The organism is Peribacillus sp. NPDC006672 (genome assembly GCF_050274955.1).
Classification (GTDB): domain Bacteria; phylum Bacillota; class Bacilli; order Bacillales; family DSM-1321; genus Peribacillus.
This window is the reverse complement of sequence record NZ_JBNNOR010000009.1, coordinates 1-17294: the sequence shown is the minus strand read 5'-3', so window position 1 is coordinate 17294 and position 17294 is coordinate 1. Positions and strand designations below refer to the sequence as shown.

Annotated in this window: 17 protein-coding genes and 1 pseudogene; 2 read left to right on the top strand and 16 right to left on the bottom strand. The window is 33.9% G+C overall.

The genetic code is table 11. The features are described from left to right. Positions 1–239 precede the first annotated feature (239 nt). Positions 240–1088, bottom strand: coding sequence for a pyridoxamine kinase (locus tag ACQKKK_RS15565; RefSeq protein WP_053346497.1), 849 nt, complete (start codon positions 1086–1088; stop codon positions 240–242). A 209-nt stretch (positions 1089–1297) separates the two neighbouring features. Between ACQKKK_RS15565 and ACQKKK_RS15560 the strand changes: the two genes are divergently transcribed. Beyond that, positions 1298–1837 (top strand): ECF transporter S component, encoded by a 540-nt coding sequence (locus ACQKKK_RS15560; protein WP_427617099.1) that lies wholly within the window; start codon positions 1298–1300, stop codon positions 1835–1837. A gap of 561 nt (positions 1838–2398) precedes the next feature. Here ACQKKK_RS15560 and ACQKKK_RS15555 read toward each other — a convergent pair. The 9 genes from ACQKKK_RS15555 to ACQKKK_RS15515 all read right to left on the bottom strand — a co-directional run bounded on the left by ACQKKK_RS15555 (position 2399) and on the right by ACQKKK_RS15515 (position 9931). Continuing rightward, positions 2399–3028: a VanZ family protein gene (locus ACQKKK_RS15555; RefSeq protein ID WP_427617097.1), complete on the bottom strand. Its 630-nt coding sequence runs from the start codon at positions 3026–3028 to the stop codon at positions 2399–2401. A gap of 57 nt (positions 3029–3085) precedes the next feature. Beyond that, a complete protein-coding gene (gene vanY, locus ACQKKK_RS15550; protein WP_427617095.1) occupies positions 3086–3949 on the bottom strand; it encodes a VanY-A/VanY-F/VanY-M family D-Ala-D-Ala carboxypeptidase in 864 nt (287 codons plus the stop codon). 117 nt (positions 3950–4066) lie between these two features. After that, the gene (locus ACQKKK_RS15545; protein WP_427617093.1) at positions 4067–5164 is read right to left on the bottom strand and encodes an ATP-binding protein; all 1098 of its coding nucleotides are present in this window, start codon (positions 5162–5164) and stop codon (positions 4067–4069) included. Next, positions 5157–5852, bottom strand: a complete 696-nt coding sequence (gene vanR, locus ACQKKK_RS15540) for a vancomycin resistance response regulator transcription factor, VanR-F/VanR-M family (protein WP_427617091.1) — start codon at positions 5850–5852, stop codon at positions 5157–5159. The genes ACQKKK_RS15545 and vanR overlap by 8 nt, the downstream gene beginning before the upstream one ends. Positions 5853–6263: 411 nt before the next feature. Beyond that, positions 6264–6821 (bottom strand): recombinase family protein, encoded by a 558-nt coding sequence (locus tag ACQKKK_RS15535; protein ID WP_427617089.1) that lies wholly within the window; start codon positions 6819–6821, stop codon positions 6264–6266. A 327-nt stretch (positions 6822–7148) separates the two neighbouring features. After that, entirely contained in the window at positions 7149–7694 is a 546-nt protein-coding gene (locus tag ACQKKK_RS15530; RefSeq protein WP_427617088.1) for a DUF1697 domain-containing protein, read from the bottom strand. A gap of 149 nt (positions 7695–7843) precedes the next feature. Further along, positions 7844–8497: a Vat family streptogramin A O-acetyltransferase gene (locus ACQKKK_RS15525; RefSeq protein WP_427617087.1), complete on the bottom strand. Its 654-nt coding sequence runs from the start codon at positions 8495–8497 to the stop codon at positions 7844–7846. A 25-nt stretch (positions 8498–8522) separates the two neighbouring features. Further along, positions 8523–9410 (bottom strand): virginiamycin B lyase family protein, encoded by an 888-nt coding sequence (locus ACQKKK_RS15520; RefSeq protein WP_427617085.1) that lies wholly within the window; start codon positions 9408–9410, stop codon positions 8523–8525. A gap of 134 nt (positions 9411–9544) precedes the next feature. Beyond that, positions 9545–9931, bottom strand: a complete 387-nt coding sequence (locus ACQKKK_RS15515) for a VOC family protein (RefSeq protein ID WP_427617084.1) — start codon at positions 9929–9931, stop codon at positions 9545–9547. Positions 9932–10197: 266 nt separating this feature from the next. On the opposite strand from ACQKKK_RS15515, the pseudogene ACQKKK_RS15510 reads away from it, so the two are divergent. Further along, a pseudogene (locus ACQKKK_RS15510) lies at positions 10198–10323 on the top strand (AAA family ATPase); the annotation flags it as partial. Between the two features lie 317 nt (positions 10324–10640). Here the strand turns inward: ACQKKK_RS15510 and ACQKKK_RS15505 are convergent. The 6 genes from ACQKKK_RS15505 to ACQKKK_RS15480 form a co-directional block, all read right to left on the bottom strand. Next, positions 10641–11153, bottom strand: a complete 513-nt coding sequence (locus ACQKKK_RS15505) for a DinB family protein (RefSeq protein ID WP_427617082.1) — start codon at positions 11151–11153, stop codon at positions 10641–10643. A 1062-nt stretch (positions 11154–12215) separates the two neighbouring features. After that, positions 12216–12467 (bottom strand): hypothetical protein, encoded by a 252-nt coding sequence (locus ACQKKK_RS15500; protein WP_427617080.1) that lies wholly within the window; start codon positions 12465–12467, stop codon positions 12216–12218. A gap of 227 nt (positions 12468–12694) precedes the next feature. Continuing rightward, positions 12695–13201 (bottom strand): hypothetical protein, encoded by a 507-nt coding sequence (locus ACQKKK_RS15495; protein ID WP_427617078.1) that lies wholly within the window; start codon positions 13199–13201, stop codon positions 12695–12697. Between the two features lie 7 nt (positions 13202–13208). Next, positions 13209–13403 (bottom strand): toxin C-terminal domain-containing protein, encoded by a 195-nt coding sequence (locus ACQKKK_RS15490; protein ID WP_427617443.1) that lies wholly within the window; start codon positions 13401–13403, stop codon positions 13209–13211. A gap of 1204 nt (positions 13404–14607) precedes the next feature. Beyond that, the gene (locus tag ACQKKK_RS15485; protein ID WP_427617076.1) at positions 14608–14829 is read right to left on the bottom strand and encodes a hypothetical protein; all 222 of its coding nucleotides are present in this window, start codon (positions 14827–14829) and stop codon (positions 14608–14610) included. Positions 14830–14952: 123 nt separating this feature from the next. Further along, positions 14953–16539, bottom strand: a complete 1587-nt coding sequence (locus ACQKKK_RS15480; RefSeq protein ID WP_427617075.1) for a phosphodiester glycosidase family protein — start codon at positions 16537–16539, stop codon at positions 14953–14955. Positions 16540–17294 lie beyond the last annotated feature (755 nt).

The window sequence follows — 17294 nt, the reverse complement described above, 5'->3', positions numbered from 1 at the left end:
TTGTTTTTTCTTCAAGTAATTTTTCTTAATCTTTGTAAAGGTCTATGGAAGTTAAATATTTTCAAACTTTAACGAACATAAATACTGGCTGTTGTGAGGTAAATAGAAAGTTCCCTTATTATTTAAGTGATTTTTTACAATATTCAGCAAAATATAAGTACTATTTGATTTATACAAAAAGCTCGGTTAGTCAAAAAGCCGAGCTTTTGTTACTCTATTTTTTCCATTTTTTAAAGCATTCATAATAACATTCGTAAATATTTTTCGAAGTTAACTCCTTCTACTTTAGGAATTTGCTCCAAGGAGGAATCATTGATAGCCTCTGTCAGGAATGCCACTGCGAGCTGTACGGATTTTTCTAGGTTCTCTCCACGCATCATGCTTCCCATAATCACAGATGCAAATAAATCACCAGTACCTGAATAGCTTTCACCGTTATACTGCGTCGCACTATAAAAGGTTCTACTTCCGTCCAAATACATATTTCCGATAAACTGCTTCTCTGAATCTGCTGACGGTGGATTCATTCCAGTGATGATAACCTGAGCTCCCGTTTCTTGCTGCAACATATTCCCTGCTTCTTCTATCGCTTTAATATAGTCCTCTTCGTTAGAATAGCTATGCAGCTTTTCATAAGACAATCCGGTTAATAAACAGCACTCTGTAACATTTGGTGTAATGACATCTGCACGCTTCACCAGTTCTCTCATAAGTACCAGTAATTCATCGGTAAAAAGTTTATAGACTTCTCCTATATCCCCCATTACTGGATCAACAAGTAAAATGGTTTCTTTTGTATAAAATTTATCTAAAAAATGGAAAATATTATTAATTTGCTCTTCACCAGTAACGAAGCCGGTATAGATTCCATCAAAGGTTACATTAAGCTTGCTCCATTCTTCTATGAAGTATTTCATTTTGGATGTAAAATCTTCACAAAAAAAACTTGGATATCCGGTTTGCGCAGTCAATATGGCCGTTGGTAAAGGGCATGCCTGCACGCCCATGACCGAAAGAACCGGAATTGCAGCTGTTAATGAACATTTTCCAAAAGATGATAAATCCTGTAGTACAGCAACTTTTTTCATAATAACCTCCATATGGCCTAACCACTTTAAACTTTATTTATCTTATCATAAATCAGCTAAAAACAGTCATCTCCTCTCTCTTTTCAATACGTATAATATCTGTATTTTTTATCAACTGACCTCATAGTTTTTTAATAAATTGACACTTTTATAGACACCAGTCTTTTGCTAAAATCATAGGAAAATTCTAGTTAGGAAGGTTTACAGATATGCAAAATACACAAAGTTATTCAAGGTCAAGTCAAAAAACTATGAATTTAATTATTACCGCAATGTTGATTGCACTTGTGTTCCTATCTACATTCTTTTTGAATATTAAACTGCCAATTGCCGCAAAGGGAGGGTTAGTTCATCTAGGAACAGCTATGCTTTTTATTGCATCTATTTTATTTGGTCCTAAAAAAGCAGCTCTTGCTGGTGCGATAGGAATGGGGTTATTTGATATAGTTGGAGGGTGGACATTGTGGGCACCTATCACCATTGTGGCGCGTGGTTTGCAAGGATATATAGTTGGTAAAATAGCTTGGTCAAAGGGTCGCAACGGTACTAGCATTGCTTTCAATGTAATAGCAACAATCGTTTCAATTCCATTTATGTTAGCCGTTTATTATATTGGTGAAGGGATTCTATACAGTAATTGGATTGCACCTTTAGCTTCGATACCTGGGGATCTCGTTCAAAATATATTAGGAATTATCGTTGCCGTTCCAGTTTGTGTAGCTTTGAAAAAGGTTCCTTATTTTAAGTAAATTCGCTATAAAGGTAAACGTCAAGTAGCCCCCAAATACTACATGGATGGTGTATTTGGGGGCTATGTTTTGTTTACTTCCCTTTTTATCGGTACTCTGCATGCAGAGGGTAAACTAGATGACCACGACAAGACTTTATCTATTTCTTTTTTTCATTCTTAAGTCTTTTAACGTGAGCTCTCATTTTATCTAATTCCTTTTGTTTCCCTTCTTCATCATTTGCCAATGCAGAAAATAAAGCTATCGTGCCTAATTTGTCGAATTCTACATCTCCAGATCCACCTTTAGTAAAACTAAAGTATAGTTCCGTAAACGCCTTAGCCTAATTAATCGATAGAAATGGGGATTTTTTTTTCCGATGAAAATGGGGAAAAGTAAACCGGTATTGACATATGCCCTGGTTCGTCATTTGTCAATTAAATGTTGTATTAGTTGCTCTTTTTTATGTAAATCTATTTAAATATTTTATTTATTAGGTTCTTTTTTTCAAAAAAGCTAGAAACGATACATGCAATAGTCTGCTTCTATCAACCGGTAATACTTGGATTTGTAAATGTTCATTTAGATAATTTTTCTAAATAAAAATGGATAATAAATTAACATCATACCTACAAGTGAGCAAACTAAATAAAAAATAGCCTCGTATTTTATTACTAGAGAAGAGTTATTATCAAGCTTTTTTTCTTCTCTTTTATATATCATTTTAAATAAAGCTCTATATAATAAATACCCAATAATCGCCCCCAGGGTGTTCATAAATAAATCATCAATATCTGTAATTCTATTATTTAGCAATTGGCTTAACTCAATAGCCAATGAAAAGAAGAATCCAGTATATGCGGTATTTTTCATTGTTCTAAACTGCGGCCAAATAGTCGGCAATAAAAAACCTAACGGCATAAACAGTAAAATGTTCAAAACATACGTAGTAATACCTTCAGAAGCAAAAGGAATCAAGTTGATTTCACTTGCACGAATCCATGTTTCATATCTTCTTATATCCCATACAGTCGCTATCTGTGTCACCTTATACACTAGCGAAAGGTAGAACAGAAAAACATACACCCATAGAAAATGCCGAATAGATATATTTTTTTGCGCTTTAAAATAAAATCCAATTTGAAACACAATACAAAAAATAATAGTAAAAAAATAAGTATACAAATAACTAATCAAAACTCCTGTATGCATATAGAATCTCCTAACTTTACATTTTAATCTATGACTTTGTCATTTTTAGAACATAATTCAAGAACGGGTGGTCACAATCACTCCATCTATATTATTACCAGATACTTCATAATGTTCGTCCGCTGGTATTTCAACGTAAATTGTCTCGTTTTGAGAAATCGGATAATATGAAATCGTATATTTTTGCCCATCATTACTAACAGAAATACTCTTTTCTTCTTTTAAATAATCCAGATATTCTTCCAAAGCTAAATTCATTTCCTGCATAATCGCACTGTGAGGCAAACCGACATAGCGAATATGCCAAGGTTCATATTGAATTCCTGTAACAACCGTTTTATCCGAGGGATAGCGTAAGATAAAGCCGTATTCCCAAGCATTTTTTTCTACCCACTTTCCTTCAGGCGCTTTATCCATCGTCGTTTGAGTAGATCCTACATCAAGCGATAACCCCAAGTTGTGTTCGCTATAACCAGCTGGCAAAGCATAGTCAGCCCCCATCTCCTCGTACAGTCTGTTTTGCTCATCAAAGTCTCGATAACCACTGCTAATTAAGAAATTACTAACCCCATCCTCTTTAGCCGCAGCTATCATCTCCGAAAATTCCCCAGTTATTTCTTCCGATAATTTTATTTCACTATTAAGTAACTGGTATCCGGTTGTTAATTCTTTGTGTGTAATTAAATTTATGATATCCGATTTTATACTCTCTTGGTTAACAGCATATTCTCTGTTAACCAAAAGCAGATTCCCTTGATAGATTTGCTCTTCTGTAATCTCAATTGTTTGGGAATTTTCAGTAGCTGTATTATCATTTTGTTCATATATTTGATCCTTTACTTTACCTTGGGATATCGGTAATATTTTAAAAATAAAAACTAGAAATAATGCAAAAACCAATAAAAATCCCCACTTTTTCATTTTTAGTCTCCTCCTTGATGTAACTTGTTAATAGGATAGGAAAAACTTTTTAAATAAAAAGTGGGGTAAATATTAAATTTTTCTTAAATTTTTACTTGGATTTTATTATTAATCTTCTTAGGAATCCGCCATTGGTAATCGGACTTCAAATATAGTGCGTATTAAATCACTTTCGGCAGTTATTGTCCCATTGTGTTGCTCTACAATATTCTTCGCAATAAATAAACCGAGACCTGTACTATTTTCTTGATGAGTTCGTGCTTTGTCACCAGTATAAAGCATATCAAAAATATGAGGCAGTTCATCTGGAGGAATGGCATCCCCATAATTGATAACCTGAATAACTACTTCCTCTGAACCAATAAAACCGTTGATATCTACATACTGCCCCTCATACCCATAGCGATTTGTATTAATCAGAAGATTTTCAAACACACGTGCCAATAACTCTCCATCACCCATAATTGATAAAGGAGAAGTAATATTCATTCTTGCTATCAAATCGTTTTTCTCGAAGACAGGATACAACTCTTCTTTCAATTGAATAAGTAGCTCACTTAAATCGATTTGTTTCTTTTCAATTGGTAACATGCCATAATTCATCCTAGTTATTTCGAATAATTCATCAATCAACTTTTCTAAGCGTTGAGATTTGGTAAAGGCAATCGTTAAATAATGGCTGATCTGATTTTCAGTCAAGCTATCATCCTTAAGGATTAAATCTAAATAACCTAAAACAGAGGTAAGAGGTGTGCGCAAATCATGAGCCAAATTTACTACTAACTGCTCTTTACTACTTTCCGAAAAGTCACCCCTTTCTATGGCTTGTTCCAATTTTTCACTTGCCAGATTAATGCCTTGGGCAATATCACTAAATTCATCATTTGACAATATTTGAACTCGATGCTTAAAGTCACCTTGAGCGAGATAATGAATTCCTTTTGAAATCTCATTGAAATAGGCAGAATAGGGTTTTGTAAGTAAAAAGAAAAATAATATCGAAAGCGTGATAAATAACAGTAAAAAGACGTTAAGGTCTCCAATATTTTGTATGATACTGCGAAAATAAGCTAGTGTATCTCCACGACTAACATTTGTATAATAATACAATTGGAGTACTTTAAAGAGTAGGTATGTTATGGTGCTAGACAACAACATGCTTAAACCTAACAACATTATCATTTTTGAACGAAAGCTTCGTAGTATTTTACCCATTGAATTTATAACCTACCCCCCATACAGTTTTTATCAATTTGTTTTTTCGTTTATCCTCTTCAAGTTTTTTCCGCAAAGTACGAATATGAACCATAACGGTATTCCCACCTTCATAGTATGCATCCCCCCATACCTTCTGAAAAATATCTTCTGCACTATAAACTTTATTTGGATTACTGGCTAATAAATATAAAATTTTAAACTCTTTCGGTGTTAACTCAATATTCTCCCCATATAAAATAACTGTACGTTGTTCAGGAGAAATCGTTAATCCTCCAAATTCCAAGTTTGAGTTTTGTTTGGTTTTAGGTTGGTTCAACTTCATAAAGCGCCGTAGCTGTGCATTTACCCGAGCTACCAATTCAATGGGTATAAATGGTTTCGTCATATAATCGTCTGCTCCAATCACGAGTCCCTGCACTTTATCAAAATCAGACGTTTTAGCGCTCAAAAAAATAATGGGCATATTATGTTTTTCGCGAATGCGACGTGTAACTTCATATCCATCCACTTTCGGCATCATAATATCCAAAATAAGTAAATCAATTAGTTGGGTCTGGATAACATCAATGGTTTCTTGCCCATCCGATACCTTAATGACACGATAGCCTTCTTTCTCTAAATGTATAGCAACCAAATCAGCAATCTCAACATCATCATCAGCTATTAATATCGTTATATTTTTCATTTATTCCACCCCTAGACAAAAGTTATCAATAATCGTCAATAAGTCATACGAAGTTGTATTATAAAAAAACAGCTGTTTTTGCCCAGTTCAAAAAATCACTTGTATATTCCACAAGCTGCCCAAAGTCTTTGTAGTTCGTAACGCAATACCTCAAGTTTAGTATCCGCCTACCTGTTCAGAAAAAAAGCTACGAATACTTAAATAAACGAGGGAGTATCATTTACACACAAGGTCCCAAAACGAATTTTGGAGGTTGGTTTATCGTTAACAAATTTGTTAAAAAAAGTAATATCAATCATTAAGGTGAAAATGTTACAGCTTTAAATATCCAAGATTAAAGTGAATTTAAGATTTTTAACCCTCTTTCTATTTTCGAATGACCACCTTCTAAATATTACTTATACAATTTACCTATCTTTTAGCATTTGCATAGATGGTACTCCTCGGGACACCTGTCATCTTCACAATATCATTAACACTGATTTTATTTTCTTCTCGATTAACAAAGAGATCCAATGCACGTTCTAAGTTTTTCCTTGGTTGACCTGGTCGTCCCATATGTTTTCCTTGCTTTATGGCCCTTGCTCTTCCTTCTGCTGTTCTTTCGTTAATTAAGTCCCTTTCAAATTCACCAATTGCTCCTAGCATTGTGAACATTAATTTCCCTGATGGAGTTGAGAAATCTATTTGCTCTTTTAAAAAAACAAGGCCAATGCCTCTATCCTCTAATTGACTAGCAATGTTATGTAGGTCTTTGACTGAGCGAGCAAGTCTATCTATTTTAGTTACAATAAGCTTATCTCCTTCTCGCAAATACTCTAATGCTCCATGAAGAGCTTTTCGATTTGATTTTGCTCCAGATTGTTTTTCCTTAAAGATTTTAATACAGCCATATCCCTGAAGTAATTCAATTTGATTTTCAAGTGATTGTCCAACAGTTGAAACTCTAGCGTACCCAATTAAAGCCATTTAAAGCACCTCTGTCTAAAAGACTAATATGTTTTATATATTTAATTATATACTAACTTTTAGACATTTCACATAAACATTTAGATTAATATTAATATGTCACTTTGATCGATAATTTGCGTATATTTTAAGTGTTATTTTGCACATCCAACTATAAAACCCAGCTACCTTCACATGAGAAGATTAGCTGGGTTTCTTAATTATTTACATCCAATCATTTATAGAACTATTCGGATCCGCCTAATAGGCCCAGTGACAGGGTTCTTGCTCTAATCCGTCAGATAGTTTCCAATTACTAGAAAATAGTTCTTGCTAGTATCATGTAATTCACGCCTCTGCTGCTTGCATAAGTTCGTATATTTTGCGAGTCGTATTTACATTTCTGATTGTTATTTGTTGATATGGCTTTGAACCAACGAGTTTAGTCATACCGGATTTGCTAATATTTTTTTTTTCAACCGACCATAGAATGACTCCAGGAACGTATTTTACCGTATCAATTTCTGGTTTGATGACCAGCTTATTAAGCACTGACTCATCATCAATTTCGTCCCATAAAAACAGCACATCGCTTCTCATCTGTTGGTCGTTCGTCCATGACTCTGGAAGGGAGTGTATGATTTTTTTAAAATCATCAAAACTACGGACTAAAACTTTGATTTGTAATCCGAAGTTTGTATGTATACCCTCTTCCAAAATATAGGATGTTGTTGTTTTTGATTGGCCATTCACTGTGAAAATAATATTACCTGAATTGATATATGTAACTACAGAGCTCATACCTACTCGTTCAAAAGTTTTTTTTAGCAACTTCATGTCAATTTTATTTTTCCCACCAACATTGATTCCCCTAAGCAGTGCGACATAGACCATGATAATCCTCCTAGATCGATTAATTTAATTCAACTGGTGTTTATTACAGAACTTTCATAAAGTGTCTTATCGGCAAAAAAGGTTGGATATCTAAAAAAGTATCTAACCTTTTTTGTTACCATAACGAGTTATAGGCAGTTGTAATTTTGTCATATTTTATTTTTCAGGTATTCTAGATTGTCTATATCTCCATTTACTATCAAACCAATATGATTAGAAATAACTTCAATATCTAAATCCCACCATTTTATTTCTAGCAATTTGCTAATGATTTCTGCTGAGAAACGGGTTTTAATTTTCTTTGCAGGATTTCCTCCAACAATTGTATATGGTTCTACATCTTTAGTAATAACTGATTTAGCTGCTATAATAGTACCATCACCTATGTTGATTCCAGGCATAATGACCGTATTCATCCCAATCCAGACGTCATTTCCAATTATCGTGTCCCCTTTAAACGGCAATTGATCTAGCGCTGGTGTGTATTTCTCCCAACCTTGTCCAAAAATATTGAACGGATAAGTGGAGAAGCCATCCATCCTATGATTAGCTCCATTCATAATAAACGTTACACCGGGTGCTATGGCACAAAATTTCCCTATAACAAGTCGATCACCAAAAAATTCGTAATGATACAACACTTGATCTTCAAAGGATTCTCCATTTTTTGCATCGTAATAAGAATATTCACCTGCAATAATATTTGGTCTAGTAATTGTATTTTTAATAAATTGTAAAATATTATTTCCTTTAATCGGATATTTATCTGTAGGATTCGGTCCATGCTGCTTATTTGATTCCATAGGTAGTCACTACCTTTCAAAGTTTTTATCCAAAGCTTAACCGGCCTAACTTATTGCATTCCTCAGCGAACCACAAGGCCTTGTCAGGTCCTACTACCATACCATGTGGCTCCGCATTTTTCGTAGGAATAGGATATTCCGTAATTTCACCGTTTATTGTAATTCGACCTATTTGATTACTTCCCCATTCAGTGAACCATAAAGCCCGATCAGGGCCGGTTACAATTGCGTGTGGACGAGCATTCGGAGTAGGAATGGTAAACTCACTTATTATTCCAGAAGTAGTAATTCTTCCAATTTTATTTCCGTTAATTTCTACAAACCAAAGTGCACCATCCGGTCCATTTGTAATTCCTACAGGACCAGCCTGTTTTGTGGGTAACTTATATGTAGTCACTTCCCCGTCTATCGTAATCCGACCTATTTGATTACTCTGATTCTGAGTAAACCATAGAGCATAATCAGATCCAGCCACAATAAAAGAGGGATAAGAATCAGGAACAGGCAAACTATACTCAATAATTTCACCTGATGATAAGATTCTCCCTATTCTATTTCCGTTCAATTCTGTAAACCAAATGTCTCCATTATGTCCTTGCGTGATTCCAAAAGGTCCTGAATCGCTGTTAGGTAGCGTATATTCAGTAATTTCACCTGTTACTGTTAGTTTACCAATTTTATTTGTCCTATTTTCAGTAAACCAGATATCACCCTGATCTGTAGAAGTGATAGATAGCACACCTGCATTGAAAGTAGGAAGATCAATATGAGTCACTTTACCATCAACAGTCATTCGACCTATTTGATTCGCTTTATGTTGTGTAAACCATAGGGCACCATCTTTTCCCCTAGTAATTCCATAAGGACCTGAATCTATATGAGGAAGTTCAAATTCTTCAATTTTTATTCTCACGTTAATTCCTCCTTTTTTTTGTATAAAATTATTCTAGTAATTCGTTTTGTATACGGTGCATTTTCAGTTAACACAAATAACTCCGTTCGAATAAATTGAAGCGGAGTTATTTGTGTTGAAAAATTCCTAATCAATTACAGCATTTTATATATTTCAATAAGGTTCCTATCTGGGTCTCGAAAATGTGCAATACGTGATCTCCATTCTTTACGATCGTGTGGTTTAGTAATAAATTCAATCCCATTTTCTCTTAAACGGTTATAAGTCTTATCAACATCTACTACTTCAAATTGAAGTAAAAATTTTGATTGAGATTCCCCTTCAAAAAAATTATTTTCCTCTCCGACCACTTCTGCCATGGCTTTTCGGGATAAAAGCTCGATTTTCGTTTCTCCATTATTGAAAAGTGCATATTCCATTTCTTCCTCGTACCAACTTATTGAAAGTCCTAATATATCTTTGTAAAAATTGGAGCTTTTTTTAAAATCATTAACCAACAGTCTGATTTGTAATAACTTCAATTCAATCTCCTCCTAATAATATAATTCTCTTCATTTATAAAAAACCTTTATGTAAACTAAAACTGTAGACAATCTACATTTCTAGTTACCATAAACTAAATAACATCTTCTGATTTAACTTCGATATACTTACGAATTATCCCTTCTCTAATTCAAGAAAAGGCCCGATTGCTGAACAAAATTAATAAAAACACAGACTTGCTATCTTTTATTGTATTTCATAAATAAAATTTTATTTTTTATAGAATTTGTTCCAAAACTCGTAATTTAGACTCATTCATCGGCTATTTACTCAAATTGAACGTATTCTCAAAATTAATAATCTGACTTCCATTACCACTGAAGTCGTAGAAGCTGCACGAACTAGCTTAGTGATTGGACGTAAACTTTAAAACCCCGCTTATCTTCTCTTGTGAAGATAGCTGGGTTTTAAAGTTGGATGTGCAAAATAGCGCCGAAAGTGACAGTTTAAAAATTGTTCAAAATAAAAAATCTCAAAAACAATCGTTTTTGAGATTCTTAACACAAGAAAAATGTCACCCTTCAGCTAAACTAAAAGGTGGCATTTTATTTCTAGAGCCGAATATTTCAGAAAAGCGCCCTATTCCAGAATTACTCAGGTCGTTGAAACGTGTTCACACCTTATTTCATTAGCACTCTTTTAATTGAAGAATTTTTATAAAAATATACAAGACCCCCGGATAAGTAATCATGAAGTTTGGGGCATGAATAGGTAAAGTCCATAATCTTGCATCACGGAGGTGTGTCCCATTTGCCGTAACATGGTAGCTATATTCCCACGATGATAAGATCCGTGAGTGACAACATGTAGCACCAATTCAGAAACAGAAGTTTCAAGCAACCCAGCATAGGGGTTATCAACTACAATTACCTTGTCGATATCTTCTTGACTGTTTAGAAGTGCTTTGTAACGTTCAGATAAGTCTAAAAAGATCTTTTTCATTTCCTCAATACTTTTTGTTTCCGCCTGTTCTCTTAACTGATCTTCATGCGCCAATGCTTCATTCATGCTTTTACCTGAAATAATGTCAAACCATGTGTAATCTGAGGCATAAATGTGAGACAACACCTTTGATATTGAAGAAAAACCTGTTTGAATTTCCTTATGATATATGTCTTGCGGAAGTTCTTTTAAACGATCAATTATAACTCCATTTGCCCATGCGTGGTAGTCGTACATTTTTAATGTGGGATACGCCATTTTAAATTTAAATTTCCTCCTTTTTTCATTATCTTGTATTTTTTAATTGATACCTAATGATAAATAACTTGTTTATAAATTCTGGAGGTAAATATAATTATTCTGCTTTAATTACAAAAATCCTTTTACAACTTAACTGCAAGTTAGCTGATAAGCCTTATTTCATTAAATGGCCCTTTTATGGAATAACATGGCTGTTGTTTTAGACCAATTTATTTTAAATTGAAGAACTTTATTTTAACTTTTCAGCTATCATCCAAACGATAGCTTTTTTGTTTTTAATGGTGCAAAATAGCGACTAAAATAGGTGCAAAATAACGTCTAAAGTGACAATATTAATAGTTAAATTACCATTCTCCGCCTCTTGCTCAGATATTTATTATCAATGCCATATATAGTTGCAAATTCTACATCATAACGTTTATCAGATTGAAGCATTAGATCAATGAGTTCACGCTTTTCTTTCTTCTTTTTGTAGTTATCAAAATACTCTAGGTTGTGAATATTGGATTCATTTGTAAAATTTATAAATACCTTGAATGCAATATTGAAGATGTAATTGAATTAGTTAAAACAGAAGAAAACCACCAATCTTAAATGACTGGTGGTCATAAATTTTAATAATGGTCTACTGGGGCTCCTAGGTTATCCAAGTCTTGTGAAATATTAAGAATGATTAAATATCTCCACTCGTTTTTAAGTTTTCCTAAATCCACAACCTGATGAACCTCTACTTCATCATTTTCATACTCTTTATTAGTCCCGCAAATCTCATATAAACTTTCTACTAACTCTGTATTATCCCAATTCCTTACGTCTAACTGTACGAATTTTTGTTTTTTTTAATTTTCATTTTCTTCACTCCTAGTTTTAAAGGATAAGGGATATTGAGTACTCCTAGTTTATTTAGTTTTGTTAACTACAACATTCTCTTAATTTTTTCACATCAACATCTTTTCCATATTGAGTAGCCTTAGCTGATGATTTTATCTTAGAATTATATTTGTGCTTATTGTACGCATGCTTATTAATAAAGCTCGCTTTGTTGATCCCCCATTCAATTTATATGGTACAGCATTTTTTTGGTTTTTGGATTTTTTGGCTTCTTTTTTTAAGAATGTCCATTGTCATTAATGATGATTCTGAATCAACAGTTGTTATATTACCGTTAATATCCGTGGTAACCATTAACTTTACATCCAAAGTTGTTCCATCTTCATACATGGGAGTATAAATAATCTCACCTTTTTCGAATGCGGCTTCTTCTTGAAGTATATCAAATCCATAAAATTTAATGGTATCTAATAATTTCAATCTCTCAAACTCCGCCCAATCCCAATCTGTTTCTTCTTCATAAGAAATATTAATACTACTAAACGTAACACTCCAACTAATAATAGTGAAACAAACGCCCATCTATCTTAAATTGTGGATTGTCACCACTGTACATATTTCCTAAAAAAAAAGAAAAACCATAGCGAAACCTCTGACTGTATAAGGGAGTCGCTATGATTAAAAAATTGCAGTATTATAATGTAGTGTTATACGTAATACTCATTAATATGTTTTTCGTATTTATCTTTCAATTCTCGAACCAAATTACTATCATTAGAAATAATATCGAGAACATCATTATTCACATAAGTAAGGAACCTCTCAGTATAAAAAACAATATAAGCTTCTCGATGTCCTTGGTGGACTTTTTTACAATAATTATACACATCTAAACTATTTACATCTTTTACTGTAGCGTAAATTATTTCAGCATCCAAGTCTTCATCATTAACTATGGTTTCTTTCCAATTTTTGATTTTGATTGATTTTCCAATCCTGTTTTTTTCAAGATGTCTTTTATTATTTGTTATATTTCCTATAATAAAAGACATATCTACCTTTTCATTGGTTTTGAATACGTCTTTAAGAATAGTTTTAAGAAGAATTCCGCTTATTTCATCCATTCCAAATCTTATTCTGTGATTTGTATCTACCTGAAAAAACGGGGTTTCATCGTCCTTAAAATTAACATTGAATTGTTGAATTCTTTCCATGAAGATTTTAGTCTCCTATTCTCTTTAAATCTATATTATATGTTCCAGATCTAGTTTTCTTACTTCCTAGATTTTCCACTTTTGATGCGCCCTTACATGAGCCTCCAATGTGACTATCCCTGCCACTAACTATATAATTCGGCTTTCCTTTCCTATTGTAATATACAACTGCTTTCTTAGAAGATGACTGGTTGGAGCATATCCCAAGTCTTTCCCAAATACTTTTGCAACTGCTACAGAACTCTTTAGCATTGACTTAACTAAAAGGTCCCCATTTTTTTATTGCTTTTTTTTATTACATAAAGTTTCTATAAAAATAGTAAAATTAAGTCTTTGTTAAATGATGCTGTTTATTTTTTAAAATTTTTCGGTAACTATATCAATCTTTAGAATTTATATTAATTGTTCTATTAATAGTTACAATAATATTTCTTCTTGAGAATGCAATTAAAACTATGCCGGAGAGTATACCGATAATGTACCATTCTTTTTTATTCATGCTTTAAACCTCCATTCTAATCAAAATAAGGTTTTTATTTACATTATACAAATATTACCAACGATTGAAAAGGTAGGTTTTTATAGAATCCCCCCAAAAAATTGAATTGCATTTGGTGCATAAGAGATTTTAGTTGTTGCTGGTAAATAGTATTTTCCGGCTAATACAGTAGCCAAAACATTAGTTACTCAAATCCTTGTGATTCAATTTTAAGACATTGTAAAAAAAATGGGGTCGAGTTTCTGAAGTCATAGATTAAATGGTAAGTGGAGTTAGTATAGTTTCATGGAAACAATTTAGTTAAGTCCTTACAATGATTTTTGAGAGGATGTGTCTGTCTTCACTTAACTATCCATGCGTTACACTGCACCATTAGTACTGGCCCTAACCATAAACACCAATAATATAATAGCTTCTCTACTTTGTCATATGGATCAAGTCATGCATGAATTGATTCAATGAAACACAAATACAAAAAGCCTGAGCATTGTGCCCAGACTCCTAATCAGAAATTATTTTTGGTATGTTGGTTTTTTAATTGCTATCAAAACCCAAAAAACTATGATTATTGGAATAAAAAACAAATTTAAATTAATTCTTTTATCAACGATAATTGAAAAAAATTTCAGCATTTTTATTCTCGAAAAGTCAGGTATGTCAAACAATGAGTTTCCCCCTTTAGTTTCGGATATTTTACAAGTATCCTAGTGTTTTACACGCCTTTTTAACTTTAGGTTTCTTTTTACCCCATTTGTGGCAAGTAGAATAACCTCCTAATTTATACCGTTCTTGATCTATTAAAGTAGCAACAGTCATCCCAACAACAGCCCCAAATACAAGTTTTAAAACCTTATACATTCCTGAAGGCGGTGCAGCATGTCTCTAATAGCTGACGCTTTTAGTTCGTCTATTTGAATAAAATCGTCTTGTTTAAGTAGTTCCTTCTTAATAATTCTGTTGCACTTTCAATTTCATTTAAATCCTCTGATGAAATTTCAATAAGTGCCTGTTGGAGATTATTAATTTCGGTAGTCGATAGACCATTTTCTTTAGCATAATCTAGCGATTGATTTGTTTGGATAGAAATCGGTGAAAATACAATACCTACAAATAAACTCTGAAAGTTCACGGAAGAAAGACCATTTCCCTCTAAAATCAATAAAGAGAGTAACCAAAAAATCATGAATCAGTAATTTTTAGTCAGCTTGCTTAAAATTATTTCCTAAAATAATCTCCTGTATTTGTCCATCTATTATTCTATTAACAATATTCCGTCGGCAATTGGACGTTCACCTGCTGCATCAGATGGTCTTGTGACTCGATCATCCCCAACTGTCATGGTCGTCGATCCGCCGCCATCAAGATTGATAGCATCGACGGCTCCTAATGACTTCATGACTTTTGCACTTTCTTCAAAATTAGCCCCTACACTCCATCCGGGTGCGCGTCCATCGATCGTGACAAATAATAGATTGCCATTTTCCTTTATTCCAGCAAGCGTTCTAGGATTACGGCGTTCCCCAAAACGATAATAAAACCCAGGATCTTCTTCCCAGTGAAAGCCTTCCTCTACGGCATTAATGGCAATATCTCCATTTTCCAATAATCGAGGACCTCCATTAATTATGCTTGTGGTTTGGTCTAATTTTAATTGCTTTCCATCCCCGATGATTTCACTCTTCACCTGAATCTTCATCCCTTGTTGAGCATGGTCATGAAGCCACTCTGCTGCTTCCCCCGTTCCTGCAAGAACATAACCAATGCTTGGAATGTCTCCCCCACGCTGGTTATGAATTTCCACCACTTCTCCGGCATGATTTACTACCACTTCCACACCGTCGCCCGATTCTGTCTTTTCTCCAAATATGGAAGTATATTGGATAAGTTCACATTCACCCTTACAAGTAAAATCATGTTTCGGCCGTTCTGTTGTCATATCTCCTCCAACACCGCCACAATTGCGGATTAATCCTGGCTTTCGATTTAATCCATCCACTTCCCTAACCGCACCATCAGATGAAGTAGCCTGAATTGACGTGGAAACAGAGGCAATGTTTGCCTTCTCATCAACAGAAGATAAAATCAGAGCTGAACGGCCATTAATCGCTTCACTTACAAGTTGACCATTGCTGGAGAATATACCGGCAAGATCGCCCGGTGTTCCATCATTCTCTCCTACAACAAAATATCCGGCATTAACTCCTGCAATGGCAACATTTCTGTCAGCCATTTGGGTCAATGTTTCTTTACCTGTCACTGCATCATTTGCTAATTCAGGCACCACATGCCCTTGAAAGTGATCCTGATCCACTTCTAGAACGTTTACTACCCATGGTCCTGTTGTTTTCTCTCCGTCCTCACCCGTATACACATTCCGTAGACCCGTATATCCCTTAGCCGATAACTGTTTTCTCATTTCGGTTGCATCCGCTTCCAGCTGATATTGGCCAATACGAACAATGTATCCAAGTGGACCTTTTTCCCGGTCATCCAATGCCCGATCCGGTTCTCTTATAATACGAGCATTTTTGAAACCATCTCTCTTTAAATTTTCCAACAATTTCTTTGCCTGTTTCTGTGTTTCTACAAATGCCACATCCACTGTGTAAAAGTCTTTAGAAGATGTTTCACCACGATTAATTTTGGTATATGTCACTCCTGGTGCTGGATTCATAGAAGTTCTTTGCTCATGCAAATTAGGTGTTCCAAGCGGAAGCACATGATTTTTCATTTGCACTTGTGATTGAACTGGAGTTTCTGGAATGGCATTTACAATCATCACAGCAGTTAGACTAATAGAAGCGATAGGTAAAAAAGGATTTTTCCACATTTTCATCATTTTTTCCTCCAATAAATTTATGTCCTCCTTTAACTTTATTGTCTAAAGATGATGGAAAATTAAAAGGACTATAATATTTCAATAAATTTTAGGTAAATAAAAATGAGCCTATATACTCGATAAATATTACAATTCACATTTGTGAAAGGACTAATTTTTTTGGTTATTTTCTCTTTGTACTCAGTAAATCAACCTTTACTATTAACAAAGCCTTAGCCTTGCTTTGCTGCCTAAAGAGTGGATATTATAAGATATCGAGTGGGATCATCACTTTGGAGGTGAAATTTATGGAGACAGTAAAAAAGAACTTATTGTTAATACCAGCCATTTTGTCGGTTATCAATGTAATCTGCCTTGCTTCATTCCTCATTGGACTTAGTACTATGAACTTTCCAATTTCAAGGGTCTTAACTGATTTTGGCTTGCTATGCCCAATTATCGCAACCTTATCATTCTTCTATTTAGTGATTAAAGTAAAGGGTATAAAGCATTCCGCATTAAAGTACTTTCATATCATAAATGCGGTTACATTTCTTGTCCCTATATGTATTCTTACTTTTCTTATACTTCGATTCTTAAACGATTGGGATATTTACTTTTAAAAAACTGCTATTATAAAAATCATTTTTCATTCAAACAAAAAAAGCCCTCATTTTTTTTGAGGGCACTGAAAAAGTCCCTTCGGGCCAATAGAGGTAGATTTTCTCAGTTTATTCTGAGGAAATCTACCTTTTTTTGTTTTATAATCAAGGTAA